Source organism: Evansella sp. AB-P1, assembly GCF_029688925.1.
Classification (GTDB): Bacteria; Bacillota; Bacilli; order Bacillales; family Salisediminibacteriaceae; genus Evansella.
The window spans coordinates 62,851-89,350 of the sequence record NZ_JARUKY010000017.1; the positions used below are offsets into that span (position 1 = coordinate 62,851).

At 34.6% G+C, this 26,500-nt stretch carries 32 protein-coding genes; 12 read left to right on the forward strand and 20 right to left on the reverse strand.

Going from position 1 to position 26,500, the window contains the following annotated elements; all coding sequences use genetic code 11:
• Positions 1 to 21: 21 nt before the first annotated feature.
• The 4 genes from fdhF to lpdD all read right to left on the reverse strand — a co-directional run bounded on the left by fdhF (position 22) and on the right by lpdD (position 4,359).
• A complete protein-coding gene (fdhF, locus tag QA612_RS17040; RefSeq protein ID WP_278285023.1) occupies positions 22 to 2,145 on the reverse strand; it encodes a formate dehydrogenase subunit alpha in 2,124 nt (707 codons plus the stop codon).
• A complete protein-coding gene (locus QA612_RS17045) occupies positions 2,142 to 3,287 on the reverse strand; it encodes an MFS transporter (protein ID WP_278285024.1) in 1,146 nt (381 codons plus the stop codon). The genes fdhF and QA612_RS17045 overlap by 4 nt, the downstream gene beginning before the upstream one ends.
• A 349-nt stretch (positions 3,288 to 3,636) precedes the next feature.
• Complete coding sequence (locus QA612_RS17050) at positions 3,637 to 3,924, reverse strand: HesB/YadR/YfhF family protein (RefSeq protein WP_278285025.1); 288 nt, start codon at positions 3,922 to 3,924, stop codon at positions 3,637 to 3,639.
• A 93-nt stretch (positions 3,925 to 4,017) separates the two neighbouring features.
• Complete coding sequence (gene lpdD / locus QA612_RS17055) at positions 4,018 to 4,359, reverse strand: prenylated flavin chaperone LpdD (protein WP_278285026.1); 342 nt, start codon at positions 4,357 to 4,359, stop codon at positions 4,018 to 4,020.
• Positions 4,360 to 4,612: 253 nt separating this feature from the next.
• Here lpdD and QA612_RS17060 point away from each other — a divergent pair, with 253 nt between their 5' ends.
• From QA612_RS17060 to QA612_RS17080, 5 genes are all read left to right on the forward strand, one after another.
• On the forward strand, positions 4,613 to 4,855 hold the full coding sequence (locus QA612_RS17060; protein WP_278285027.1) for a DUF2249 domain-containing protein: 243 nt from the start codon (positions 4,613 to 4,615) through the stop codon (positions 4,853 to 4,855).
• 117 nt (positions 4,856 to 4,972) lie between these two features.
• Positions 4,973 to 5,386, forward strand: coding sequence for a hypothetical protein (locus QA612_RS17065; protein WP_278285028.1), 414 nt, complete (start codon positions 4,973 to 4,975; stop codon positions 5,384 to 5,386).
• A 714-nt stretch (positions 5,387 to 6,100) separates the two neighbouring features.
• Positions 6,101 to 6,628, forward strand: a complete 528-nt coding sequence (locus QA612_RS17070; protein WP_278285030.1) for a DUF2249 domain-containing protein — start codon at positions 6,101 to 6,103, stop codon at positions 6,626 to 6,628.
• A 14-nt stretch (positions 6,629 to 6,642) separates the two neighbouring features.
• Positions 6,643 to 7,917 (forward strand): hypothetical protein, encoded by a 1,275-nt coding sequence (locus QA612_RS17075; protein ID WP_278285031.1) that lies wholly within the window; start codon positions 6,643 to 6,645, stop codon positions 7,915 to 7,917.
• A 19-nt stretch (positions 7,918 to 7,936) separates the two neighbouring features.
• Positions 7,937 to 8,239 (forward strand): metal-sulfur cluster assembly factor, encoded by a 303-nt coding sequence (locus QA612_RS17080; protein WP_278285032.1) that lies wholly within the window; start codon positions 7,937 to 7,939, stop codon positions 8,237 to 8,239.
• 95 nt (positions 8,240 to 8,334) lie between these two features.
• Here the strand turns inward: QA612_RS17080 and moaD are convergent, their stop codons facing one another.
• The 6 genes from moaD to ctaG form a co-directional block, all read right to left on the reverse strand.
• Positions 8,335 to 8,571 (reverse strand): molybdopterin converting factor subunit 1, encoded by a 237-nt coding sequence (gene moaD, locus QA612_RS17085; protein WP_278285033.1) that lies wholly within the window; start codon positions 8,569 to 8,571, stop codon positions 8,335 to 8,337.
• Positions 8,568 to 9,035 (reverse strand): molybdenum cofactor biosynthesis protein MoaE, encoded by a 468-nt coding sequence (locus tag QA612_RS17090; protein ID WP_278285077.1) that lies wholly within the window; start codon positions 9,033 to 9,035, stop codon positions 8,568 to 8,570. Before QA612_RS17090 ends, moaD begins: the two co-directional genes overlap by 4 nt.
• On the reverse strand, positions 9,028 to 9,579 hold the full coding sequence (gene mobB, locus QA612_RS17095; protein WP_278285034.1) for a molybdopterin-guanine dinucleotide biosynthesis protein B: 552 nt from the start codon (positions 9,577 to 9,579) through the stop codon (positions 9,028 to 9,030). Before mobB ends, QA612_RS17090 begins: the two co-directional genes overlap by 8 nt.
• A complete protein-coding gene (locus tag QA612_RS17100) occupies positions 9,576 to 10,871 on the reverse strand; it encodes a molybdopterin molybdotransferase MoeA (protein ID WP_278285035.1) in 1,296 nt (431 codons plus the stop codon). The genes mobB and QA612_RS17100 overlap by 4 nt, the downstream gene beginning before the upstream one ends.
• 155 nt (positions 10,872 to 11,026) lie before the next feature.
• Positions 11,027 to 11,656 carry an SCO family protein gene (locus tag QA612_RS17105; protein ID WP_278285036.1) on the reverse strand — a complete coding sequence of 210 codons (630 nt, stop codon included), beginning with the start codon at positions 11,654 to 11,656 and terminating at the stop codon, positions 11,027 to 11,029.
• A gap of 32 nt (positions 11,657 to 11,688) precedes the next feature.
• Positions 11,689 to 12,609 (reverse strand): cytochrome c oxidase assembly factor CtaG, encoded by a 921-nt coding sequence (gene ctaG, locus QA612_RS17110; RefSeq protein WP_278285037.1) that lies wholly within the window; start codon positions 12,607 to 12,609, stop codon positions 11,689 to 11,691.
• A gap of 208 nt (positions 12,610 to 12,817) precedes the next feature.
• On the opposite strand from ctaG, the gene QA612_RS17115 reads away from it, so the two are divergent.
• The 4 genes from QA612_RS17115 (at position 12,818) to QA612_RS17130 (ending at position 15,198) form a co-directional block, all read left to right on the forward strand.
• The gene (locus tag QA612_RS17115; RefSeq protein WP_278285038.1) at positions 12,818 to 13,630 is read left to right on the forward strand and encodes a Cof-type HAD-IIB family hydrolase; all 813 of its coding nucleotides are present in this window, start codon (positions 12,818 to 12,820) and stop codon (positions 13,628 to 13,630) included.
• Positions 13,631 to 14,142: 512 nt separating this feature from the next.
• The gene (locus QA612_RS17120; protein WP_278285039.1) at positions 14,143 to 14,271 is read left to right on the forward strand and encodes a hypothetical protein; all 129 of its coding nucleotides are present in this window, start codon (positions 14,143 to 14,145) and stop codon (positions 14,269 to 14,271) included.
• Positions 14,272 to 14,505 carry a DUF3813 domain-containing protein gene (locus tag QA612_RS17125; protein WP_278285040.1) on the forward strand — a complete coding sequence of 78 codons (234 nt, stop codon included), beginning with the start codon at positions 14,272 to 14,274 and terminating at the stop codon, positions 14,503 to 14,505. It begins immediately after the preceding gene.
• A gap of 240 nt (positions 14,506 to 14,745) precedes the next feature.
• On the forward strand, positions 14,746 to 15,198 hold the full coding sequence (locus tag QA612_RS17130; protein ID WP_278285041.1) for a GNAT family N-acetyltransferase: 453 nt from the start codon (positions 14,746 to 14,748) through the stop codon (positions 15,196 to 15,198).
• A 63-nt stretch (positions 15,199 to 15,261) separates the two neighbouring features.
• Here the strand turns inward: QA612_RS17130 and QA612_RS17135 are convergent, their stop codons facing one another.
• The 8 genes from QA612_RS17135 to QA612_RS17170 all read right to left on the reverse strand — a co-directional run bounded on the left by QA612_RS17135 (position 15,262) and on the right by QA612_RS17170 (position 20,545).
• Positions 15,262 to 15,567 (reverse strand): AzlD domain-containing protein, encoded by a 306-nt coding sequence (locus QA612_RS17135; protein WP_278285078.1) that lies wholly within the window; start codon positions 15,565 to 15,567, stop codon positions 15,262 to 15,264.
• 2 nt (positions 15,568 to 15,569) lie between these two features.
• Positions 15,570 to 16,295, reverse strand: a complete 726-nt coding sequence (locus tag QA612_RS17140; protein ID WP_278285042.1) for an AzlC family ABC transporter permease — start codon at positions 16,293 to 16,295, stop codon at positions 15,570 to 15,572.
• Between the two features lie 126 nt (positions 16,296 to 16,421).
• Positions 16,422 to 16,979 carry a hemerythrin domain-containing protein gene (locus QA612_RS17145; protein ID WP_278285043.1) on the reverse strand — a complete coding sequence of 186 codons (558 nt, stop codon included), beginning with the start codon at positions 16,977 to 16,979 and terminating at the stop codon, positions 16,422 to 16,424.
• A 342-nt stretch (positions 16,980 to 17,321) separates the two neighbouring features.
• The gene (locus QA612_RS17150) at positions 17,322 to 17,585 is read right to left on the reverse strand and encodes a NifU N-terminal domain-containing protein (protein ID WP_278285044.1); all 264 of its coding nucleotides are present in this window, start codon (positions 17,583 to 17,585) and stop codon (positions 17,322 to 17,324) included.
• A 197-nt stretch (positions 17,586 to 17,782) separates the two neighbouring features.
• Positions 17,783 to 18,406 carry a hypothetical protein gene (locus tag QA612_RS17155; protein WP_278285045.1) on the reverse strand — a complete coding sequence of 208 codons (624 nt, stop codon included), beginning with the start codon at positions 18,404 to 18,406 and terminating at the stop codon, positions 17,783 to 17,785.
• Positions 18,407 to 18,620: 214 nt separating this feature from the next.
• On the reverse strand, positions 18,621 to 19,187 hold the full coding sequence (locus QA612_RS17160; RefSeq protein WP_278285046.1) for a BsuPI-related putative proteinase inhibitor: 567 nt from the start codon (positions 19,185 to 19,187) through the stop codon (positions 18,621 to 18,623).
• A 63-nt stretch (positions 19,188 to 19,250) separates the two neighbouring features.
• Entirely contained in the window at positions 19,251 to 20,093 is an 843-nt protein-coding gene (locus QA612_RS17165; protein ID WP_278285047.1) for a YitT family protein, read from the reverse strand.
• A gap of 179 nt (positions 20,094 to 20,272) precedes the next feature.
• Positions 20,273 to 20,545, reverse strand: coding sequence for a hypothetical protein (locus tag QA612_RS17170; RefSeq protein WP_278285048.1), 273 nt, complete (start codon positions 20,543 to 20,545; stop codon positions 20,273 to 20,275).
• A gap of 125 nt (positions 20,546 to 20,670) precedes the next feature.
• Here QA612_RS17170 and QA612_RS17175 point away from each other — a divergent pair, with 125 nt between their 5' ends.
• Complete coding sequence (locus QA612_RS17175; RefSeq protein WP_278285049.1) at positions 20,671 to 20,808, forward strand: DUF3941 domain-containing protein; 138 nt, start codon at positions 20,671 to 20,673, stop codon at positions 20,806 to 20,808.
• An 86-nt stretch (positions 20,809 to 20,894) separates the two neighbouring features.
• On the opposite strand, the gene QA612_RS17180 is transcribed toward QA612_RS17175, so the two are convergent.
• Complete coding sequence (locus tag QA612_RS17180; RefSeq protein ID WP_278285050.1) at positions 20,895 to 21,269, reverse strand: rhodanese-like domain-containing protein; 375 nt, start codon at positions 21,267 to 21,269, stop codon at positions 20,895 to 20,897.
• A gap of 81 nt (positions 21,270 to 21,350) precedes the next feature.
• Positions 21,351 to 22,487 (reverse strand): AI-2E family transporter, encoded by a 1,137-nt coding sequence (locus tag QA612_RS17185; protein WP_278285051.1) that lies wholly within the window; start codon positions 22,485 to 22,487, stop codon positions 21,351 to 21,353.
• Positions 22,488 to 22,775: 288 nt separating this feature from the next.
• Between QA612_RS17185 and QA612_RS17190 the strand changes: the two genes are divergently transcribed.
• The gene (locus tag QA612_RS17190) at positions 22,776 to 23,807 is read left to right on the forward strand and encodes a TAXI family TRAP transporter solute-binding subunit (RefSeq protein ID WP_278285052.1); all 1,032 of its coding nucleotides are present in this window, start codon (positions 22,776 to 22,778) and stop codon (positions 23,805 to 23,807) included.
• Positions 23,808 to 24,515: 708 nt separating this feature from the next.
• A complete protein-coding gene (locus tag QA612_RS17195; protein ID WP_278285053.1) occupies positions 24,516 to 26,477 on the forward strand; it encodes a TRAP transporter permease in 1,962 nt (653 codons plus the stop codon).
• The last annotated feature ends 23 nt before the right edge of the window (positions 26,478 to 26,500 follow it).

A 26,500-nucleotide genomic window follows, 5' to 3' on the forward strand; every position in this document is an offset into this window, starting at 1 on the left:
GTTGGTTCCCCCTTCTGCTATTTATGCCTTCATTAATTTAACGGCACATACCTTGAATTCTGGCATTCTTGACGTTGGATCTAATGCTGGATTTGTGAGCTTATTAACGGAAAGCTCCTTTCCCCAGTGATATGGTATAAAAACATGATCTTGACGAATGGCTTTTGTTATTCGCGCTTTTACTGTCATTGATCCTCTCTTTGTTTCTAAATACACATTGTTACCATCAGAAATAGCATAATATGCAGCTAGATTCGGATGCATTTCCACATAAGGTTCAGGACATTTTTCCATTAAAAATTGTGTCCTTCTTGTTTGTGTACCGGATAAATAATGAAAGACTACTCGACCTGTCGTTAACGTGTGTGGGTACTCATCTGTAGGTTCCTCTGCCGGCTCCTGCCACTTTACTGCAGCTAAGTTTGCTCTTCCATCTGGAGTTCCAAAGCTTTCTTGGAACATCGTTGGTGTACCAGGATGATCTTCAGATGGACAAGGCCAGAAAACACCATCATTTTTTTCAATCTTTTCATAAGTAATTCCGTAGTAATCCGCTTTTCCACCTTTTGAAGCTAAACGGAATTCTTCATAGATTTCTGGAACATTTTTATATGGAAAGAACTTTCCTTTCCCCATTCGTTCTGCGATGAGCTGCATAATTTCCCAATCTGTTTTCGCTTCGCCAATTGGGTCTTTGACTTTTCTAATCCGAATGACTCGCCCTTCCAAATTCGTTGTTGTTCCTTCATCCTCAGCCCAAGTTGTTGCTGGTAGCACAACGTCAGCAAATTCAGCAGTCTCAGATAGGAAGAAGTCACTTACTACCATAAAATCGAGCTTGTTAAAGCCATCCCAAATGTAATGATTATTTGGAGCGGATACTGCTGGATTACTACAGATAACATGCATCGCTTTAATTTTTCCTGCTTGGATTTCATCAAACATTTCATATGCAGAAACACCAGCTTCTGGCATATCAGATGGATCAATTCCCCAAACATTTGAAACATATTTCACATGATCTGGATTGTCAATTTTACGATAACCTGGTAAAGCATCAGCCTTTTGACCGTGCTCCCTTCCACCTTGCCCATTTCCTTGACCTGTGAATGTAGCCACTCCAGATGCAAATTTTCCTATTTGTCCTCTTAGAAGTGCCATGGAAGTATAAAGACATACATTATCTACACCTTTTGATTGTTGTTCAACTCCACGGGCAAACATGACAACAGAACGGGGAGATCGACCAAATATATGTGCAGCTTTTATTAATTTTTCAATTGAAACTCCAGTGATTTTAGAAGTATACTCAGGAGTAAACTCTTCAACAGCTTCTTTTAACTCGCTAAAATTATTACATCGTTCATTCACATATTCATAATCTACGTAACCTTCTTTAATAAGCAAATGCATCATTCCATTAGCTAGAGCTGAATCTGTTCCAGCTTTAAGATCAAGGTGAACGTCCGCAATTCTAGCTGTCGGTGTTTCTCTAGGATCAGCAACGATCATTTTAGCTCCCTTATCTCGTGCTCTCCATAGCCACTGAATCGTCGTTGGGTGACATTCTGCAGTATTTGACCCAGCCATAAAGAAGCAATCTGTATGTTCAAGTTCAGGCCATGGTAATGTGGACCCACGATCAATTCCTAGCGTTTTCATAAAGCCACCAGCAGCAGATGACATGCAAAATCTTCCGTTGTAATCCACGTAACGAGTTCCCAATGCAATCCTTGCATATTTACCAACGAGGTAGCATTTCTCATTTGTCATTGACACACCACCAAAAACAGATAGTGCATTTTTTCCGTGTTTATTTTGAATTTCTTTAAAATTCTTCTCGATAAGATCGAGTGCTTCTTCCCAACTACTTTCAACAAATTCCCCATTCTTCTTAATTAAGGGCTTTGTTATTCTTTCTGGATGATCAACCGTTTGGTAAGCTGTTACTCCCTTCGGACACATCTTCCCCATCGTAACTGGCCAATCATAGCGAGGTTCCACACCAACAACCTTGCCTGTTCGTTCATTCACACGTATATGCATTCCACATTGCATTCCACAGTAACAGCAATGTGTCGTAATCATTTTTTCCCCTTCATGATGAAGGTTTTTTACTCCTGGTTTAACAACAAATTGTGTCATTTTCTTTCCTCCTTAACCCGATTATCATAGAATGCTTCTGACCTACCTCTTCCAAACCCAGGTAGGTGTATTCCATTGTTTGTCTGAACTGGACCTGCAGCCTCTCCAAGAGGAGAATTCATGTTTAACTGACTCATGACACGGATTTTTCGACGACACCCTGTACAGTAATCAGATAGTTGATGTCCATCCTTTGTTTGAAAATCAAATGCTTGCTTTCCTAAAATTGTTTGAACATCAGCAATTTGGTCATCGTTTGAATATAACTCCCCACATCCTAGACATTTTTTTGTATCTACACCTGGCTCCTCTTGATAGTTCATCGGAACCGATATTGCCATTGGACGAATCGGTAAATGAAATAGCTTTCCAAAAGGAAAATAAACTAAAAATAATACCGTTGTTATTTGATGGAGAAGCTGGAGTTGAGGGTGCATCCAACCTCCTAAAAGCTTATAAGAAATGGTTAAAAATAAGCCCGTTGCTGTCATAGCTAGTAAAATATACAGTGGTAATAAGTCAAACTCAGGTCGTTGTGTTACTTGAAGATCATGGTTCTTAATTCGCCGTACGATAGCCATTATGACACCAATTAACAGCATCGTTGCTGTAATATTTAAACCCTCAAAAACTAAAGAAGCTAATAATCCATCTGGATGCATGGATATGGATGGTATTCCGAACACAACCATTTGATAGGTCGTTGCATCTACTAATCTAAAATGCATCCAGCCAAATGTTAATCCAAAGGTTATAGCTAATGAACCTATACAGCCCCATGCAATAAGCCAATGTTGAATTCCTCTGTAAATCCCCCGCTTGAAAATATATTTTTGAAGGATAATATTATCGAAAAGTGTTTTTGCAATAGCCTTTGTATTTCTTTTTTGTCTATTTCTGTTTTTCATGTTCTGAATGGATCGTTTAATGATCTCATGGGTTGCTGGTCGCATAGTCCAGGCCGTTATTCGAACTGTCATTCCGATGAAAAAAATGAATGAAGCTACCATGTATCCGAACAACATATAATCTACCTTTGTAAATTGTCCTGTTCCGATCCACATAGAAAAAAACAAAATCATAACTACGAAAAAGGAATACATACTTGCTTTTGAATAAAAGGATTTTTCTAAGACCTTCAAGTTTCCTCACTCCTCCTAAAGCTAAACTCAGTAAATAAAATTTATCTTACATTCATGAATGTTATTATTAATTCTATTGTAAAAATCGACGCACTCCTCCACTGTGCAATTCCTCACAGTAAAAGTGTGATTTTGATCACACCAAGTAGCGTTTACGTACTTATATAAGAAGAGTCATTACTTTGGAATGTTGTCAGAACAACAATAAGCTATAAAAAATAATAAAAACACCCGTTCACAAAACTGTCATTTAATACACAAAATTGTACGGGAACAGGTCCCGTACAATTTTGTGAACGTAAAAAAAACGAGGGGATATCCTCTCGTTTTTTACATTTTCCATCCTAATTTAATTGTGTAAATATTTTATTTCATTTATTTGGGGATCGTAGGCTACTTTTAAGTCTTTATTATCAAAGTACCATTCATCTTTTCTTTCAATATAAAAGTGAACTCCATTCTTCTTTATCTTTACAGCAGGGTCATCTGGTTTCTTTACTGTTACACCTAGAGAAAAACCAGTTTGAAAGTCCCCACATCCGCCATATCTAACAAAAAATTGTACATTGTCATCATTCGATAATTCAAGCTCTTCTTTAAACCATTCAAACGCTTGATCTGTTATTTCTATATTCATCATATCCTCCAATAGTTAGAAAAAATAGTCTGTTTTCTTACTCTGCTTTGTATCTATTTTAACAAACATTTGATAGGAATGATAATGATTAAATTATTCCTGTTCAAGCGTTGCTATGGCTAACTTGTTATCTGCCATTAAGAGATAAAAATTTTCCCAAGTTTTATCTACAAGCATAGTTATATCCTCTTTCGTAGCATTGTCTATGTGAATTCCCCCGGAAATAACTACAGTTTTTTTGAAAGTATTACACCACACCTTTGCTAACTCAGTAAACAGATCCTCTTCTTTATGATGAGGAAGTCCGTAGCTAACAACCTTTGCATATTCCCCTTCCCAAGTTCCTACAACTACAGCTCCTATATGTGGGTGTGTTCCACCAGTAACAATTATTATGTCATCATTACCAATATGATTTATTTCACAGTGAATCAATTCTATTTACCTCCTCTTTTAAATTTGCAAGAGATCTCAATTAATTTTAATAAATTTCTCAAAGAACGATGTTTTACATAATTTTATTTTACTCTACCAAAAACAAACAACAAAAAATGTTAATTAAATCACATAGCGAGGACTTTCCGTAATCTTTAAAACTTTTATTTATAGTGACTTTCATCACTGATGTTAGCTCAAAATTTTTCTATTATAAAAATGTAAACATAACTTTAGGAAAGTAGGGAAAATCATGTCAAATACTATTGAATTAGATGTAAGAAACGATATTGCTCAAAAAAATGACCCCTTCCAAAAAATCATGACGGAAGTTAAAGTAATGGAAACTGGAGATGAACTAATACTTCATACCCCATTTGTTCCTAAGCCTCTATTAAAGGTAATGGAAGGGAAAGGATTTTCACACGAAGTAGATCAAAAATCTACGGAGCATTTTATTACAAGGTTTGTTAAGGAAAAGAACACAGCATTATAAAAAACGTAAGCCACTATGATCGTACACTCATAGTGGCATTTTTCCTCACTCGTATCATTCCAAATGTTAAGACAATACCTAAATCCATCCAATAATGGTAATTAGGAGTGTGTACATATGAACTTCCTATCACTTATATTCATTTCTGGTTATATTGCATTATTTCTAATATTATGGAATATTGCTTTGTATTTCTTATTTCTTACGATAAGGAAAGGAAAAAAGCGTTCTTTTCTAATTAAGGTAGCTAAAATTAGTCGTATCTGGATGAAGTCTCATCGTCCAATAGGAGGAATCGCAGCACTGTTTATTATTTGGCACGGTTATACCGCATTAAGTAACTACGGATTGTATTACACCTCAAAATCTATAACAGGAATTTTAGCCTCTAGTGTATTTGTTCTACTATTTATATCTGGAGTATTACGCCATAACAAGGCAAATGGTAGTAGAAGGAAAATTCATAAATATATGGCTTTTACATTTTTATTTTTTGTACTTCTGCACCTAGTTTTACCTAAATTCTTATAAAATCATTATCGTCATTCTTACTTCTGAACATCTATGGTTAATGAAAATTTGTCATATAAGAAAACGCAAGGCGTCCCAATTCCGCCTAGTACAGCCCACGTCCTGTCTCCTAGACACCTTTCAAAGTAGAAATTTTATACTTTCTTTTAAAGAAAAACAGCTGCTAAAAAAATTAGCAGCTGTTTTGTTCATATGATTGGGGGTCATAATGAACTAAATTCCATGCATCTACATGGGGGTTTGGGTTTGTAATACGCTATGCTTTGGCAACATTGCTGGTTTTGGGGTAACCAGCCATTTCAAATAAGTAACATTGGGTCTCTTATTAAAAGGAAGAGAAAACTATGAATCGCAGTCGTTTAATAAAACTAATCAGTAGTATTTATTAAACTTCTACTTTCATAACTTTATTCTAAATCCTATACCTCCTTCAAACTGTGACTATCATCACATAAAGGCATTAAATTTATTGTATTGTTTGAACATTTTATGGATAAATGCAATATGTTTAATTTAATAGCTACTATAAAAAATAAGTAAATTTTAGTCAATCTTTGTCGAATCCGCTAACATTTCTGTTTATCAAAGAAAAGAAACTGTTTTCTAAAATAATTATTACTTCCATGCTAATTATTGTGAGTTGAATCACTTCCTCCTATCAAAAAAAACACTACAGTAATAGTAACAATATTTCAAAGTGAGGGAGGAACAATCATGAGTAAGGAAATTATTTTAGATGTTCGTAATGATTTAAATAATAAACGAGATCCGTTCAAAAAAATTATGACTACAGTTAAATCCTTAAAAAAAGACGAGATATTTATACTACATTCCACAATCAAACCAACTCCACTACTGACGATTATGAAGGCAAAGGGTTTTGAAGGTAAAGTAAAAAAAATTGGAACAAAACATTATGAAACAACGTTTATTAAGCGTAAAGGTCGTATTTTTTCGTTCTTTTCTAAAAATAAAAAGGACATGGAATCGACTAAAAAGGACAATCCCTTAAAGAAGGAAGAAACAACTGCATATTTTCTTGACAATAGAGGGCTAGAACCACCACAGCCAATGGTTAGAACAATGAAACGACTAGAGACGCTTCAAAGTTCTGAAACGTTGACAATTCATAATGATCGTGTGCCAGTGTATCTTTTAGAAGAATTAAAAGATGTGAATATTCAATATTCCGTTGAAAATTTACCTGATGGAACAGCAAAGGTTCATCTTACGAAGATATAAGGGAGAGAACTTACATGCAAGGAATACAACAAACATTATCAGCGAATAAAGCAGATCAATTTATTTTACCTTTTTCATTTATCATAACTAGTTTTTTTTCACTAGTGATTTTTTCAGTATCATTAATTATTACACCATCTGCTTTTTTATCCACCGTTGTCCGTCAACCAGATGGGCTATCACTTAGTCACCTATTTATTTTAGGGTGGGCGACGATGCTTGCAATGGGAGCAGTCTATCAATTAATTGCAGTAGTTACACAGCAATCTATCTATAGCTTAAAACTAGGTTTTTTCCATTTTGGGTTTTACATTATAGGAGTTATGGGTTTGTTTCTATCATTAAAAAGCTTCCATGTTCAAGGAATGGCTATTTTCGGAACAAGCACTGTCATAGGTGTAGCGCTTTTTCTATTTAACGTATTGTCCACAATTAAACAATCTAAGTTAAAAAATCCTGTAATTACAGCATCCACTAGTGCTTTAATTTACTTAGGACTAACAGTTTTTACAGGATTAGTTATGGTATTAAATTTTCAATTTTCCTTCCTAGGTTCATCCCATAGCTCTATCTTGATTATACATTTATGGGTAGGACTAGTTGGCTGGTTTTTATTTTTAATTGTCGGATATAGCTTTAAGATGTTACCCATGTTTTATCTTTCTCATGGACATTCAGAAAAGTGGCAGAAGTGGATTTTATTTACCCTACACGGTGCCATTATAGTAAGTGCCATTGCAGCTTTATTAGAAAGAGCAACCTTACTTTTTCCATTAAGCCTCGGTTTACTAAGTCTAAGTTTAGTCTTATTTATCTTACAAATAAAAGAGATTCAGAGTAAAAAATTCAAAAAAAATCCTGGTAAAGGAATTAGCTTTTTCGTTTTTCTCGTCTACTTGTTCACGTTCATGACATGCTCCACCTTCCTTGCATCCATTTTCAATACAGAATTAATAGTTAATAACACAGTTATTGCTCCACTATTGTTCTTCTATATATTTGGCTTTGTAAGTATTTCTATTCTTGCGTATTTATCGAAAATCATACCCTTTTTATGGTGGACCTTCCGGTATGGGAACCAAGTTGGGAAAACGGATACTCCATCATTATCTGCAATGATGAATGAAACAATTGTACTTAGAAAATTAATTCTCATTTTTATTTCGTTACTAATATTTATTTGCGGACTCATAATCAACATACCAGCAATCAGTTTCCTTACTTCAGGATTATTTGCCTTTAGTATCGTTTACTACTTAGGAACATTAATAAAAGCATTTACCATTTAAAACTTTAGGAGGAATTTTTATGACAAAACAAATTGTAAAAGAAGAATTGATGAAGCAGCTTGAATCAGTTATTGACCCTGAGTTAGGGGTAGACGTAGTGAATTTAGGGTTAATTTATGAAGTTATCATAAAAGAAACAGACGTAAAAATTGTAATGACATTAACAACTCCAGGATGTCCACTTCATGACACCATGATAAATGGGGTGAAATCGGCCATTCAGCATCATCCAAATGTCACAAGCTGTCATGTTGAACTAGTATGGGAACCAGCCTGGACTCCAGAACGAATGTCTGAAAAAGTTCGCGATATGTTTGCCTAATAAGAAAAGGACCTCTAAAAATATTTGTCTTAGAGGTCCTTTCTTTTGTTTACATAACCACTACATATCTTTTTTACAATCCCTTTACTGCTGCATTACCCACCACTTACAGGGGGAATGAACGCTACCGTATCTCCACTTTTTGCTTCGTCCTGCTCCTCTGCATATTCTTCATTAATGGCAGGCATAGCAGTTTGGAGCCCAGTCAGCTGTGGGTATACTTTTAAAAGACTGTTTTTTATTTCATAAATAGTCTTGGTGTTGGCATCCATTTCAATTTCACCCTTACCTGCTTTTTCGGCTAATTCTGCAAACAGCAATATTTTTATCATGACAAATCCTCCTCACTTGGCTTCCCACTAGGATAAGACTTTGTTTCTAACTGATCTCCCATCCATTTTTCACCGTCATCCCAGTGCTCTTTTTTCCAAATTGGAACAATTTCTTTTATTCTTTCAATAGCATAGCGACTTGCTGTAAATGCATCATTTCTATGTGGTGTGGAAACAGCAATTACTACTGCTATATCTGATATAGCTAACTCCCCAATTCGATGAGTAATCGCTACTTTTGCTTCCGGAAAATCCTTTAGAATTTCATCACCTATTTGTTCTAGCTTTTTCTCTGCCATCGGTATATAAGCATCGTATTTTAAATACAATGTCTTCTTACCTTTTGTCATCTCTCGAACAGTACCAATAAAGGTATTTATGGCACCTGCATTACGATCAGATACTTTATCTACAACTTCTTGAATATCCACTGCTTCATTCGTTATTAAAAAATGTTTATTTATTGACACGTCCATCACTTCTCCCTATTAGATGGTTTATTAACCAGTCTATATAGTTTGTATCGTCATTTATTGTAAAAATAGGTATAGATAATTTAGCTTGAAGCTCTTTCTTATCTTCTTCACTCCAACAAATTATACATTTCATGTTCGTACATTTTTCTAATAATGGTAGATCCTCTTTATTTTTTATTAAAACGACCTTTTTGTAGTTTTCCCACTTATACCCTTCCACAATAATGGCATCTAATAAAAAATTTTTATAGAAGGTAATCAAATCCTTTATAGGAGGTGGGGTATCAAAGGACATACTCCATTGAAGCTCTTTGTTACTTACAACTAAAGAACCAAGGGCACCAGATTGACGATGACTCTCTGAATCTTTTCCAACATCCATCGGTTTAAGTGGAACAGAATGACCGTGATGTTTAATTGTTGCGGCTTTTATGTTTCTTTCAGTCATTCTTTTAAGTAGTTTTTTTATCAGTGTTGTTTTCCCACTATTTGAATAGCCTATTATTTGGATAATAATGGGAGATTCAGTCATTTCCACTCATCCTTTAGCTTCGTTGGATCCTTTAAAATTTTTTCTGAACCCTCCCGATTTAATAACAGAATATCTACTTTATCCCCCTCTTTATACCCTCTTGTTCCACCAGGTAATGCCACAAGAGCATCAGAATGCGCTAATGAGGAAACTACCATTGATTTATCTAAGCCAACTGGTGATGCTGTAATACGCCCACCTTCGAAATTCACTTTACTACGAATAAATCGTGTAAAAGGATTTGCTTTCGGGAAATCATGTGTTAATGTCCCTTCTACCCATTCCACAAATGGAGTTGGAGAATGTAAATATGATTTTATCCAAGGACGTGTAAACAGCTCAAATCCTACAAAACATGCAGATGGATTTCCAGACAATCCGAACAATAGTTTTCCATCTTTTTCAGCAACAGTCGTTACGCTACCTGGTCGCATGGCAATTTTGTTAAATAAAACCTTCGCACCTAATTTCTCGTAAATTTCTGGTAAATAATCAAAATCTCCTACCGAAACTCCACCAGTAGTGATCAGTGCATCTACCTTCTCTAATGCTTGTTTAACTGCTTCATAGCATTGATCAAAGTCATCGACTAACTGACCAAAGTATATTGGTTCAGCCCCAGCTTGACGAATTTGTGACTGAATCATATAGGCATTACTATTTCGAATCTTCCCTGGAACTAATTCATCGTCTAATTCTAATAGTTCAGTCCCAGTTGCATAAATACCAATAACCGGTTTTTTAACAACTGGCACTTCCTTATACCCAAAGGTTGCTAATACTGCAATTACTCCTGCATGGATTCTCGTACCGGCTTTTAAAAGCACATCTCCTTCTTTCGTCTCTTCTCCTTCGAAAGAAACAAAATCACCTGGTTGAAAGGAACGCTTCAACTCAATAAAAGACTTACCATCCTCTTTCACTTCTTTTGTTAATTCAAACATGGCGATTGCATTTGTCCCTTTCGGCATCATTGTTCCCGTCATCACTCGAATAGCTTGGCCTGATTTTACTGTTTCCTCTGTAACGCCTCCAGCCCCAATCGTTTCGATCACTTCTAATCGCAAAGGATTGGAAGAACTAGCACCTATAGTATCTTCACTACGAATGGCAAATCCATCTAATGGAGATTTATCAAATGCAGGTATATTATGATCTGCATAAATATTTTCTGATAAGTATCTTCCTTCTGATTTTTCGATATGTATATATTCACTATTTCCTTCCTTTGTAAATTCCATGACACGCTTCACTGCTTCACTAACTAGAATAGCTGTTCGATGCTCAAACATGTTGACATTACATCCTTCCTAATACACTTTTCTTAAAGTATAAACAAAACTTGGCTTATCGCCAATACTTTATAGAAAAGCAATAAACTCCTAGGGCGAAAGAAGAGAAAAGAAAACTGCGCTAGTTCATTGACTAGCACAGCAAATAGTATTAGTTATTCATTTAATAATATTTTTAAATCCTTTACATAATTATCAGGATCAAAATCTCTTTCTCCACTATACAAACGAACGATTTCTCCCTCTGGATTTACAACGAAAAACCTCGTTGGGTGAGAAATATCATTACGTTCTGGATCCTTCGTGACAGGAAGACGAAAGGATTCTAACACCATTTCCTGTATATCTTCAAAGCTATAACCAGTAATGAAACTCCAGTTTTCAAAATTAGCTTCATAATTTTCTCCATAGTTTTCAAGCCGTTCAGGTTCATCAAATTCTGGGTCTACTGTAAAGGAAATAATTTTTATATCTAATTCCTCATCTGCAATTTCTTGCTGAAGCTGACTCATATTTGGAGTCATCGTTAAACATACTGTAGGACACCGTGTAAAAATTGTCTTTGCAATCCACCACTGTCCTTCCATATCTTCAGTAGCCCATTCTTCATTAAATTGATTTACTCCTGAAATGGATGACATCCACATTTCCGTATCCGTTTCAGTAACATTAATGATAGAACTTGACTGTGGTGGTGATGGTTCTCCATATAAAAAGCTACATCCTTGTAACAAAAATACAATCAAAACCGTCCCCAAAAGAACCTTTATCTTTAAATACTTCATCTCCTCGCCTCTCATTTCCCCGTCATCTTGAATTATTTTACAATATTTGGTTGAACCATTTCATATTCCTTAAATTTTACTTTTGCATTTGTTTCTTTATCTCTTTTCATCCATTGTCTAAAAACATATCCAATCGCAACACCATAAACAAGTTCTTGAATGACCTTCATTGAAGCTCCTCCTAATTGCTGATCATGAAGAGGGCTTAACAATGCAAGAGACTGGTCACCTGAAAAAACTTCGTAAGGAATGTCGGCTCCTGGTGGTAAACAATAGCTAATTGCCATAGCCCAAACAGCTGGATCTGTATATGTTGCATACAGTGGAGAGCCTGCAAATATAATTAATGCACATGCTGGTGTGAATAATGCACCACTGGCAAACATGTAACCTATTTTTTTCAATTCAGATAACTCATACCTCGTTTGAAGTCGTGGAATAAGATGCCACCACATAAGCATAGCGGCTCCAAGCATAGCAATTTGATATATGTTATGCCAGCCTTCATTTGTTAATAATAAATCGAATGTATAAGGTAAATGATAAAAGGAGATCATGGCGTTAAATAAAACTAAACCTAAAATGGGAAACCCCACAATAACAAACATCCTTCTAATAACCCTTATTTTTGCAAAATGTTTAAAAATCCAGGAAGGAATTCCTAATAATAGTAGCGGTGGTGCAATTAAGTAAACAATGGCCATAGATAACATATGCATACTTAGCATTAAATGGCCTAACACATATAATGGACCTCCAAATCCAAAGTATATAGCAATTAGCCCAAGATGAAAATAAACCTTTCTCTTTGTTGGTACGTTTTCTGATTCCTTAAATTTATGACGATAAGGACCTATTATGCTAAAATAGACCATGCTAATAATAATTAATACAATAATTAATTCTGGTGTCCAGATTGTCCTTGCAGAGAACGTGGAAAAAAATTGCTCCACCGTCCTCACCTCCTAAATATATGATATGTACCTTTTTCTATTTTTAAATGAATAAACAAATTTATACAGTTAATTTGGCTTATAATATAAACTTCATGCAGTCATTGTCTAGTATAGTATATTTATAACATGTTTGCATTGTAAAACCCATCAATATGCTTTGGGAAAGTTTACAACAGATGGAAAAAAACAAAGGAGGAAATTAGTTTTGAAAACACATTTAATAGCTCTAGATCTTGATGGAACTCTTCTAGATAATAATAAAAATATTTCCTTAAGAAATCGATCCATTATATCGAAACTTAGAGAATTAGGACATAAGGTTTGTATTGCAACTGGCCGTCCATACAGAGCAAGTAAGGACTACTACAACGAATTACTATTAGACTCACCTATCGTTAATTTTAATGGAGCTTTTATCCATCATCCAAAAGACCCAGCAAATTTCCCTGCAAAGCATACACCACTGGATATAGGAATTGCTAAAACTATTATCGAAACATGTGAAGCCTTTCGAGTAGAGAACATTATGGTTGAGATCATTGATGAATATTATTTACGTTATCGCAATAGGGGCTTTTCAGATGCTTTTACATTAGGGGAATTACCCATTAAATATGGTAATTTAACAGAACTTATTAAAGAAGACCCTACTTCTTTACTTATTCATCCAGAAGAAAATAATCACCAACAATTAAAGGCTTTGTTAGAAGATGCACATGCAGAGGTCATTGAACAACGTTCGTGGGGAGACCCTTGGAATGTAATTGAAGTTGTAAAAGCAGGGTTAAATAAAGCAATTGGCTTAAAGAAAATTGCAGAGTATTATGACATACCTAGAGAAAGAATCATCGCTTTTGGTGATGAAGACAATGATTTAGAAATGCTTGAGTATGCTGGGAATGGTGTGGCCATGGGGAATGCCATTTCAGAACTAAAAACAGTAGCAAACGAAGAAACTGTAACAAATGAACAGGATGGAATTGCTGTATTTTTAGAAGAGTACTTTTCAATAAAATAAAAAAGACTCTGTTAAAAGATGGAGTTATTTTAAAAGGGGGCTAGAGCCGCGGAAAGCTGCAAAACCATAAGATGCGGTAGTCACTCCCTTGCCCCTTACGTCTCCCAACTCCACAGATCGATTCTTCTATAGGTTCTCTATAAAAAAAGCATGTAAACATGATTACCTTATAATATAGAAGATATTTTTAATTAAACCTCATGATAACTTTTCTCACTATCCCCCATCTTTCCAGCGTACCAAAATCCACTGTTACACTAAATTAACTCTATCCACCATTGCTTTCTTACACATTGCAGAACCAATACAGCGATATAACGCCGTTGCCCATACGACGTGGGCTGACCATAGATGAAATTTTAACAACTTGCTGCATAAATCAAAACAATAACTTGAGGTTGTTGTTGTTGGAAAATTGTTTTTTTATTTTTTACACCGTTTTGATACATTCTAATAATGAGGTTTTCAAAAACTCATGTTTAACAAAATTGCTTTGACATTGGAGGCCAAAAATGAGTAAACGTTCAAAAAGTAAACGCTTCGTTAAGCAGAGTAAAGACGCAGTTCAACCTAATAACGAAAGAGAAAGAAATGTAAAGTCCTTAGCTGAGGTAGAAAAGCAACGTGGGGAGGACTTGTAGATGGGAAATCGTTATTTTCAACAAGCTCGTTCGGCAGTAGAAGAAGCAACAGAAGCTATGTCAAATTCATATACTCCACTGAACCAATCTGAAGCTAATGAAAAGATCCAAAGAGCTAAACAAGCTTTATCTCAAGCATTTGCCGATTCTACTTTAGCTGAAAGAGAACAATTAATGAATTTACAAAATCAGCTATATGAATTTTCAGAAGAATTTTCAACTGAAACACGGTAATGATAAAAGTTTCTAAGGTATGAAGGACTGTCTCTTAATGATGTCAATAATTAATGAGACAGCCTTTTTTTAATTGGTGACCTAACAGTTACATTCTTTTTCAGCTCAATTCAGTGCATAGCTTCCATAAAGATTCGTATTCATAATGAAGAAAGTTGTACATAACATTAACAAACTCTTTATTAAATAAAGGAATTCCATTCGTTTTATGGAATGGTATTAAGGATTGGGGGGAATTCAATGAAAATATATAAGGTAAATAAACTAAATTACGGGGATGTTGGTTATAAAATTGCAAAGCTTATGATGGAACAAATGGATGCATTAAGTGAGAACATTAGGGAAGAAGAGCTTTTTGAAACAATTGAACTTGCCTTAACACCATCAACTGGAACAGAGTTTTTTGTTGCAGAGAAGAATGAGGAGATTATTGGGTGTGCTTTTCTAAATTCAGGAATTAGCTTAGACAAAGGGGGAAAGTATATTTGGCTTAACGATTTGTATGTACAAAAAAAACACCGTCGAAAAGGTGTTGCAAAAAATTTATTATTAAAAGTATTATATTGGGCAGAGCAAGAGGAATTTAAAGGGATTGAATTAGAAACTGGAATTAATAATGAAGCGACGAAAAAGCTATATAATTCATTAGGATTCTATGACATTGTATCTAAGAGGTACGGCCGACATTTGTAATTGAAATAGTTAGAGGGAAGTGATCATATAAATCTATGCTCAATTCCCTCTACACTTACTGGACTAAAAAATATATGTCATTGCAGCTAAGCTCACAATAGTTCCACCAACAACAACTATTAAAGGCATATTTAAATATGCAAATAAAATAGCAATTATTCCACCAAACAAACCGTAAAATACATTCTCATGGACGGAAAGAATTCCAGGAAAGATTAATGCCCCAAGAACAGCATAGGGTACACGTGAAAGCATTTTTTTGGACCAAGTTGGCCAATTTTCTGTCTGTAATAATATAAGAGGCAATAATCGTGGTATGTAAGTAACAATACCCATTCCAACTATCATCCATACAATTGGTATACTCAAATTCATCTTGTGTCTCTCCCCTTAAAAAATACTTGTTCTATTCCCTCTAATATAACCACAGCTGCAATAGTTCCAAACATGATTGCCCATCCAGTAGCCATCCACACTTGAAAAATAGTATGAAAAATTCCACCTAAGAAGGCTAGGGCAATGACAATTTTACCCTCTTTCTTTATGGAAGGAATTAATAAAGCAATAAAAAGTGCATAAAGGGCAATTGCCATGCTTTCTTGTATGATTGCAGGTAAAAACGATCCTGCATAAAATCCAACACCTGTAAAAAATACCCAGCTAGTATAAGCAGAAATACCAAGTCCAATAATATAATGAGAACGAATGGGGGCTTCTTTCGTTGATGCAACAGCAAATACCTCATCTGTTAATCCAAATGCATATAATGCCCTCACTTTTTTTGAGGATTTCTCCCCCATCTCACTAATTGCTGCACTCATAAGTAAATGACGAAAGTTAACAATAAATGTAGCAAGTATAATCTCTAGTGCTCCAGAACCTAAGGCAATCATCGTTAACGCCATATACTGAGAGGCTCCAGCAAAAACAATCATACTCATTAAAACAGCTTCAGCAACTGATAACCCTGTTGAACCAGCAATGAGTCCAAACGTAAGTGCAACAGGCATATATCCAATAGCGATGGGCAGACCATTTACTATTCCCTTTTTAAGTACGCTTTCTTCTTGATGATATAGATTAGATACACTCTCCAAAGTAATCTCCCCAATTCCCGTTAAGAAATAGTTATTTCAAATCATCATATATTTTACTCCTATATACTAGAATACTGTCAAGTAATACATTTCAGACACAAAAAAAGCTCCAGGTTATGGAGCTTTTTACGCAAATTTTTTATGATCATATGAATTTACAACATCTTCCAATTGCTGTTTTTCTTTTTCAGATAGCAATTGTTCTGCTAATGGAAAGAGTATTTCTTCTTCCTTTAGTAAATGATCTGTTAATGTATGAAAAATGATGGAGATATAATGTGTCATCTCTCTAATCTCGTCCGGATTATTTATATTAACATTCGTATATTTTTCAATAAAAAGAGTGATATTTTCCTTTACAACAAGGTGCTCTTGTTCCATGCTTGAAATTGGCCCATTTTCAGCACCTATATATCTTGTTAGTAATTGAAATAAATAATCTTCCTCTTTGAATGCATGCTTCTTCATCAATTCATAAAATACCTGAACTTCATTATATAAATCATCTAGAAGCTTCCTACGATCAGCTCTAGTGGGTTTATATGCTAAATGAGAAGCAATATAGTAAAAATCTTTCATTTTATTCTTAAGGAGAGGATGTTCATCTAATAAATGTTGAATTGCCTTACAATAGTTATCAGGTTTACTAAAATCTGAACTAAAGCAGCCTATTAATTCCGACATTTTGATTGGCTCCTTTCTTAATTGTACTTTAACACTATCTTAACCTTTTTTAATAAAAATAGGGGTGATTTTACTCACACGTCACTTTATGTTCACAGTAATTTATCAAAAATGTGAACAAGTGAAATTATGTATCTAGATTTCCAAAAGAAAAACCTTCATTTATAAAATCAACGTTAGATTTTCTTCCACTTCTTAATTCTACTTGAAAGCAATAATATCCTTCAAATAAACATTCAGTGTAGAAACAATAAAAAACATGTAGCTATAAACAACTACATGTCCAATACATTATTTTCTTTAGATAAAATCAAAACTACTTAAAAGGTATTACTAGTCATCTTAACTTTTATTAAATGCAACTTCAATTTTAGGTAACAATTCATCCCATTCAACACCAGGTTCTTTATTAACCGTTACAAAATCCTGGTAACCAAAAATATTATCAACCCCATCAATTGCTAACAACTCTTTTGCTAATAGGTGATCTGGTTCATCACCTTTTTTAAATGACGCACTTCCCGTACCTTCAAAAAGTACTTCTGATGCTGTGAATTTCATTGCATTTGGGTTCGGTGTAGGCTCAGCTCTTACTTCGATTGCCATAAATTCATTCCTCCTTTATATCAATATTATTATCTTATCACGTATGTATTATGAAGTTCAAAAAAATGGCATAGAACGTATCGAAACGATTAAGTCATTATTCTTTAATTATAAAGAAAACTCGGCTATTGCCGAGCTTATAAAGCATTTTTAGGTTATTAAAGTTTTATTTGAAATCAGACTTAGAAATCAATTGATTAATTTCGATGGGCAACTCCATTCATAGACATACGTAGCTTTTCTCTTTCTTTGGAGAGATAACTTAGTTCTTGTTTTATATGATTAACCTCAGAAATATCTCTTTTTTCTAATGCTTCTACAAGCTCCATTAATAAGTAATCTATTTCTGTTGAAACAACATATTCTTTTACTTCTGGGTCGACACCATCCATTGGACTACGGTTTTTTTTAATCGTCCGGTATGACCCCATTTCCGCTTTTTCACCTCCACCTATTTTCATCACAGAAACAATTTTCCCTTTATCAAAACAGCTTACATAAATCCAGCCGCCTGTTGCTGTTTTAACTATAGCTCTCCCTTTTGTTTCTGTAATCAATTCCTCTAATAAAATTGCCAAATCCTCCATCCAAATACATAACTCATTTAATTGAATTACCGTTAAATTCTCATCTGGTCGTTTTATTGGAATGATTACTTGACCATCTTGTGATTTAATAACTAATTCAACTGTCTCCTTCTCATGGCGCCATGATATTCGAAATTGTGCTTGGAGCAATTTATGAATAAAGGACTTCAGTGCTGGTTTTGGTAATTCAATAAACACATCTTGAAACTCAGCCTGGAAGCAGCTCTCCTTCATGATCACGCTCCTTTCATGATTCTTATAGATATCGTATGTATTTCGTGAAAAAAAAAGAAGAATTTTTTTCCTTTTAGCTTATCTTTTTTCTAAAGTAATCTATACTTTTTACTTTAAAAGCAACAGTGTTTTTGAAAAATGACAAAATAAAAAAAGATGTCTCGGTAAATTACCTTTTAGACATCTTTTCGTTATCTGCTTTTTCCTTAAAATATTATAACGAAACAGCTATCGTTTGTTGAAAAGTACTTTTGTCAATTTCTTCACCGTCAAGTGCATATGTTACAATGGTTCCTTCAATCAATAACTCATCGTAATTACTTAAATCATCAAATGTCCATACATCTTCATATGATAACGTTTCTCCAGGGTTTATTTCCTTCATTTCCAACATCATTGTAAACATTTTCCCTTCAGCATAATGATACAAAATTTTTCCATCTTCCCCTTTAATGATTACATCGTATTTCTGTCCAGAAGAAAAATCCAATTGTCTTTTCTTGTCTGCTTCATTGGTTAAGTTCATGTGAACGCTAATTGAATTAGAAGTTACATCAGCACTTAATTCAAATAGAATATCTTCGTAACGCATACTGCTAATTACCCCTTCCCCATTAGTCGTATCTTCATTCATATCCTCCTCATGATTAGCTCTTTCATTTATATCCCCTTGTGTCGGAAGAGAACCTAAAGTAGTATTATTATTCGTATCGCCTGTACCACATGCAACTAGCAAAAGTATAAACAAAGAAAACAAGGTATATAAAGCTTTTTTCTTCAATTTAATTCCTCCATGAGATCCTATTTTCATATTAGACGACTATCATTTATATTGGTTTCACTTTTACGAGTCTTTTCGAAACATTCCAAAGATTCCTGTAGTTTGGACGATATTTGTAAAAGCTTTAGGATCTACTTCATCAATAATTTGTTTTAGTAGATATAACTCGTAACGTGTGATAACGATCATTAATATTTCTTTATCTTCCTTTGAATAGCCACCCTTTGCTGGAATTCTCGTTACACCTCTAGTAATTTGCTTGTAAAAGGCTTGTTGAAGTTCATCTGCATTTTTCGTTACAATCATGGCCGTTAATTTCACATGACGAGTATGTAATGTGTCTATAATCCTTGATAAAACATATAGTGTCAATAGTGTATAGAGGGCTTTCTCCATACCAAACATGACACCCGATGTTAATACGATAAATGCATTTAAGATAAAGAAATAGGAGCCAATTGGACGATCACTTTTACGAGCTAAAAGTAATGCTAGTATGTCTACTCCACCTGAAGATGCCCCAAATTTTAATATAACTCCAGCGCCAATTCCCCCTAGTACACCTCCAAAAACAGAATTTAGAATAATATCATTTGAAATCGTTTGAACTGGAATGAGCTCTAGAAATAAAGTTGTAAATGCTACGTTGATAAAGCTATACAGTGTAAAGCTTTTACCAACTTTTAGCCAACCTAATATTGCAACAGGAACATTGAGTATAAAGAGTAAAATACCAGGTGATAAGCCGACTAATTCTGATAAAATTTGTGCAACCCCTGTAAACCCACTAGCAAATACGTTAGCAGGAATTAAGAATAAATTTAAGCTTAAAGCTAGAAGAACAGCACTTGCAACTGCTATAATAATCTTTTTTCCTTCCTCTATCAAATTAATATTAGTAAACATTTTATTCCTCCCTTCATTTTAATTATTGACCAACCAACAAAAAAGTAACAAAATTGATCGTATGTATTAAAAAAATTTAATATGCTTTACTGAAAACAGTTCAATTTAAAATACTTCATCTAGGAAAACAGGACAGCCTTATCAATAAATAATAAAACCATCATGCAGATGCATGATGGTTAGGCGTTATTTTGCTTTTTCCTATTATAATAATTTATGGAATATACTGCTCCTTCATCAACCATAGAATTGTCTTCTACGTCGTAAGGATCAGAATGACCTACCTTTTCCACATAATATGGCTCATGCTCTTCCTTTGTTTCCCTTTTCACTATTGCTTTCATCCGATTCCAATAATGACCTACCTTTTCCCGATTATCTTGTTTATTCATAAGATAGGAACCAACTGCTACTGCTGAAACTAATGCTGTGGAGGTTAACCATTTATTCAAGAATATCCACTCCTTTGTAAAGGGTTAGTTATTATGTACCCACCTTACAAAATAATTAAACAAGTACATATTTTACTCCTTTTAAACCATATTAAGGTTAGAGGGCTAAACGAGGAGGGCAAACAATGGATTATACAAAAGATAACAATAAAAAACCAAGGGATAATCAAGCACTAAATGAACATAAGAATGAAAGAGAAAGAGACAACCATTATAAACAACCACAAAAGAAGTCCTATTCCAAAAAAACAGATCACTTATAAGAAAAGCATCTTAGAATGAATTATCTCCCTTTATAAAAGAAGAAAAGCACCTCATGTTAGACATGAAGGTGCTTTTCTTCTTTTATTTATTTCCACTTCTTTAATTCTTCAGGACTTTGGATGTAGTGTTCTGGACCATTCTTCGTATCCCCATCCCAAGATAACATGCCCCCATTAAAGTTTGTTACTTTATCAAAGCCATTTTCTTTCATATATAGAGAGACGTTTTGTGAACGGTTACCACTACGACAAATAAATACATACTCATTATTTTTATCAAAGCCATCTAATAATGAGGGGATAGTATTCATTGGTAGTAGAGGTACTCCCGGTATATGTCCAGCTTCATATTCATCTAATTCTCTAACATCAATTATTACCTTACCTTTTTCAGGAGATTTTACTAATTCTTTTAATTCTTCTGTATCAATTTGCTTAATTCCATCTTGTTCAAAGCTCACCACTTATCACCTCACTGTGTTAGTTATCACTAACATATTATAAAATACCAACGGTAGATGCAAAAATTTGGTCTTATATTACTACTTTGTCGTATTCACATTGTCATGATTTTTCGTTATATGCTCGTTTTCCTCTAGGTTTTCTTTACGAAGCTTTAACAAACGGTATGTGTGACTTACGACTACCTTTGTGACTGCATATGTTGGTACTGCAATTAAAAAGCCGATAAAACCTAAGAAACGTCCTGCAACTAAAATTAAAATAATAATAGTTAAAGGATGAACAGCCAACTTTCTTCCCATTACTTGTGGTGCAATTAAATTACTTTCTATTTGCTGTACGATAACGATAGCAACAATGACCCAAATAGCTGACATTGGTGCAGTTATTAAAGCAACAATAACTGCAGGAACAGAACCAATCCACGGTCCGATAAACGGTATTAAATTTGTAAACATAGCAACTAATGCTAAAATAAGAGAATATTCAATCCCAATGATTAGATAGGAAATATACATTAGAATACCGACACACAAACTAACTAAAATTTGACCCTGAATATAGGAGCTTAATGCTGTATCCATATCATTTAAGATGCGCTTACCCTCAATTTGCTGTTTTTCAGGAAAATATCGAAGAACTTGATTCGGAGCTTTATGACCATCCTTTAGTATATAAAACAGCATAAATGGAATTAAAATAATCATGAGAACTGCATTTGTAATTGCCCCAACAAACGATGCTACATTTGATGTTATAAAATCAACGGATCTTGCTAAATTTGAAGTGATAGTCTCACTAATTTGTTCAATAGAAAAGTTTTCTGATTCTTGAAATTGTGCAATCCATTCAATTTCCTGGATCTTAATGATTAAATTTTGTAATTCGTTGATTAAATATGGCATATTATCTACAAGGTTCATGACCTGTCTTTGTAATATAGGTCCAATTAAAAAAATGACTCCTGTTAATACACCAATTAAAGCAATGTATATTAATAATATTGCAATTCCTTTAGGAACCTTTTGTTTATGTAATAAATTAACTATTGGCCGAAGTAAATAAAAAAGGACACCAGCAATTAAAAATGGGATAAAGACAGTTTGCATAAATACAACAAGCGGTCGAAAGATAAACGAATTTATAGTACTTAAATAAATAATAACTAATATTAAAATGATATAAATTAGAATTCTAAATAATTTACTTTTAAGCAACGAATGCACCCTCCTTCTTCCAATTGTTGCTATTATACCATAGGTATATCTAGTAAAAACATTCATAAGCATTCAAACCTATTAAGTTATTTTTTATGCAATAAAAAGTTAAATCTCTTTGTTAAAAATTAATTAATAATATATCTATTTCCTACTATTTCGAAAATAAAAATATAATAATATTGCACAAAAAGAAATTTTTGACAATTAGTAGTTTTTTTGATTAAATAATAGAATATCGACTAACTTTTTGTTGGTATAAAACATATTCTTAAGGGGGAATGGAATTTGAGTAAGAAGTTATATTCCATGTTTGCATTGTTGTTAACAGCTATTTTATTTTTAGCTGCATGTGGTGATGGTAACAACAATAACAACGATGATGTAGCAGGTAACAACAACAATAATGATAACGATGCTGCAGATGAAGTTAACATCGGAAATCTTCAGCTAGGAACTGGTGGGACTGGTGGGACATACTACCCATTAGGTGGAGAAATGGCTACAGTTATCACCAACAACATTGAAGGTTATGATGGCTTTGATTTAAGTGCTGTTTCCTCAGGAGCTTCCGTAGATAACCTTGTTATGATTCGAGATGGGGAAGTTGCTCTTGGTATGACTGTGCACATCCCAGCAATCGATTCATTAACAGGTGATGGAGATTTTCATGGCGTTCCAGTTGAAAACTTCGGTTTTATGGGACACATCTATCCTGAAGTAATGCAAATTATTACTCCAGCAGGCTCTGGCATTGAAACAATCGGAGATCTTGCCGGTAAAAACGTTGCAATCGGACCACCTGGAAGTGGTACACAAGCTCTTGCTAAATTAATTCTTGAAGCATATGGTTTAGAAGATGGAGATTATACGGCATTTGAAGAAAACTTCGGAGATGCTGCTGATCGTATTCAAGACGGTAACTTAGATGCTTCTTTCGGTCTTTTAGGTTTACCAGCAAGTAGTATTGAAGGGTTAGCTCTAAACCGTGATATTCGAATGATACCGATTACTCCAGAGGGGCTAGCTTATGTAGAAGAAAATAGTGGCTATGAAGGCATGACCATTCCATCTGACTCTTATAGCTTCTTAGATGAAGATATTCAAGCTATTACAGCATACGCTATTCTTGTTGGATCGACAGATTTAATTGACGAAGATCTAGGATATGCCATTACAAAAGCTTTATTCGAAAATAGAGATCAAATTTCTCACGACCAAGGTGCACACTTAACGAAAGAAAATGCACTTTTAGGTTCGGAAGGACTTCCAATGCATCCAGGTGCTGAAAGATATTTCCAAGAAGAAGGACTTCAATAATCTTTTTAAAAATTTGGCCGGGCTTTCTAACAATGTCCGGCCTTTTTAAAACAAATTTATTCTTATAATGAAATAGTTTATAATCTAATTTCATACTCCGCCTATTAACCCATTTTATCCAAAAAGTACTCATAAATAATTTGGTATTTAAGAATACTTCGCGTAATTCCAAGTCAAAATAAGGGTTGGTCTTGTCGGAATATCGACGAAAACGCAGGAAAGATCCTCCTACATTTTCGTCGATTTATACATTATAAGAGTAATGAAAGATGGAACAAGCTTTTTTATTTTGGATTTTTATAAATAATTTAAGTGTTACATAGGGTTGTATTTATTAGCCATTTAAGTACATTGTTGTTTTAATTTTTTTATAAAAGTAATTCCATAGGAATGTTTAACAGAGACTTCATTCAAGAAAATACTTACACCCTAGAGTATGAAAATACTTTAAAAGGTAACATCAGATCCATGGGGACCCTTTCTGCGGGAAAGTGATAAAAAAGTCTCCGTAACGATGTACAAGCCAGGATGGCAGGATTACGCCGTTGCCAACAGGACGTGGGATGTAACGAATAAACAGTTAACCTATATTAGGCTTAACTATTTTCAGGAAAGCCCCTCCTTACAACTAAATTTTTCCGCTTGTAGAAATAGAAATAAAAAATTATTTTCAGGTTAACTATTACTATTTTTTTAGGTGGTGAACGTATGAAAGAAAAAGAAATCTTAACAGAAGAACAGCAAAAAGAACTCTTAGCTAAATATGATAGAGAGTCATCTTATCGTCAAGATACTGGCAAATGGAAATGGGTTATTTCCTTTTTAGCAATTTCATTAACTCTCTTTCATTTGTGGCGAGCTTTACCCGATAATGGTCCTCTCGTATTTTTATTACAAGGGGCTGTTCATCTCGGGACTGCATTAGGCTTAATTTTCCTCTTATATCCTGCAAGAAAAACAGGCTTTAAAAAGAAGGGAGTTCCTTGGTACGATGTGATTTTAGCCTTCCTTGCAATGGGCTCCGTTTATTATATTATATTCCGATATGAATGGATTACTGGTGCTGCAAGGGTTTTAGGCTTTACAACAATGGATATAACAGTTGCAACCATCGGTATTATCTTATTATTAGAGGCAACTCGTCGAGCAGTAGGTCTTCCAATAATTGTTATCGCGTCACTAGCAATTTTATATGGTTTATATGGAACGAATATACCTTATTTTGGACACGGTGGGTTTGATTGGGCTGGCTTGTCACGTCGATTATTCTTTTCTACGGATGCCATTTTTGGAACACCAATACAAATTTCCTCCACCTTTATCTTCCTCTTCTTATTTTTTGGAGTCATGCTCACAAAAACTGGAGTTGGTCAATATTTTAATGACTTAGCATTCGGATTAACTGGAAAATATACTGGTGGAACAGCTAAAGCTGCCGTAGTGGCTTCTGCCATGCAAGGAATGGTTACTGGGAGTTCTGTAGCTAATACTGTATCCTCTGGGTCTTTTACAATCCCAATGATGAAGCGAGCCAAATTCAGACCAGAATTTGCTGCAGCAGCAGAGGCTTCTGCATCTACCGGTGGTCAAATAATGCCACCAATTATGGGGGCAGCTGCATTTATTATGGCTGACTATGTTTCTGGTGTTACGTACAGTGATATTATTATAATCGGTATTATTCCTGCTATATTGTATTTTACGGGTGTATTTGTAGGTACACACTTTGAAGCAAAAAAATATGGCATTAAAGGGCAACCGAAAGATCAGCTTCCACCTTTATCGGGTATTCTTAAACGGGCTGACTTACTCCTTCCCCTCATCGCCATCGTTTTTATGCTCGTTACAGGATGGACTGCCACAACTGCAGCCTTAACTGGGATTGCAACGGCATTTATAGTGAGTCTCTTTAGAAAAGATACGAGAATGGGACCATTAGATATAGTTAGAGCCCTCGAACAAGGGGCTCGAGTAGCCTTACCTGTTATTGCAGCCTGTGCTTCTGCAGGTATTATCGTAGGAGTTGTCGTATTTACTGGACTTGGTTCAAAAATAGCTGGTGGTTTAATTAACATGGCTGGTGATAGCTTATTCTTACTACTATTATTTACAATGGTCGCTTGTATCTTACTTGGAATGGGTTTACCAACAACAGCGAACTACGTTGTTACAGCAACGATGGCTGCACCTGCATTAATTCAATTTGGTATCGAACCAATTGCAGCACACTTTTTTGTGTTCTATTTTGGAATTGTTGCAGACATTACACCACCTGTTTGCTTAGCTGCATATGCTGGATCTGGAATAGCCAGGGCAAATCCAATGAAGGCTGGTGTAACGGCATTCAAGCTTGCAATAGCTGCCTTTATCATTCCGTATGTATTCGTCTATAACCCTGTACTACTTTTACAGGATGCAAGCTTTATAACGGTAGTGCCTGCTATTCTCACGGCCATAGTAGGAATGATGGCAATAAGTGCAACGATGATAGGATACTTCATTTATAAGCCTTATTGGTATGAACGAATTTTACTATTTGCTGGTGGGATTATGCTGGTCGTTCCAGAAAACCTACCAGTAGAAATAGCTGGTCTAGGTATCATAATTGTTGTTGGCTTGCTTCAATATTTCCGAAAAAGAAAAAAGGAGCAAATCACTGAAACAGCATAATGATTACTAAAAGTAAAGAAACA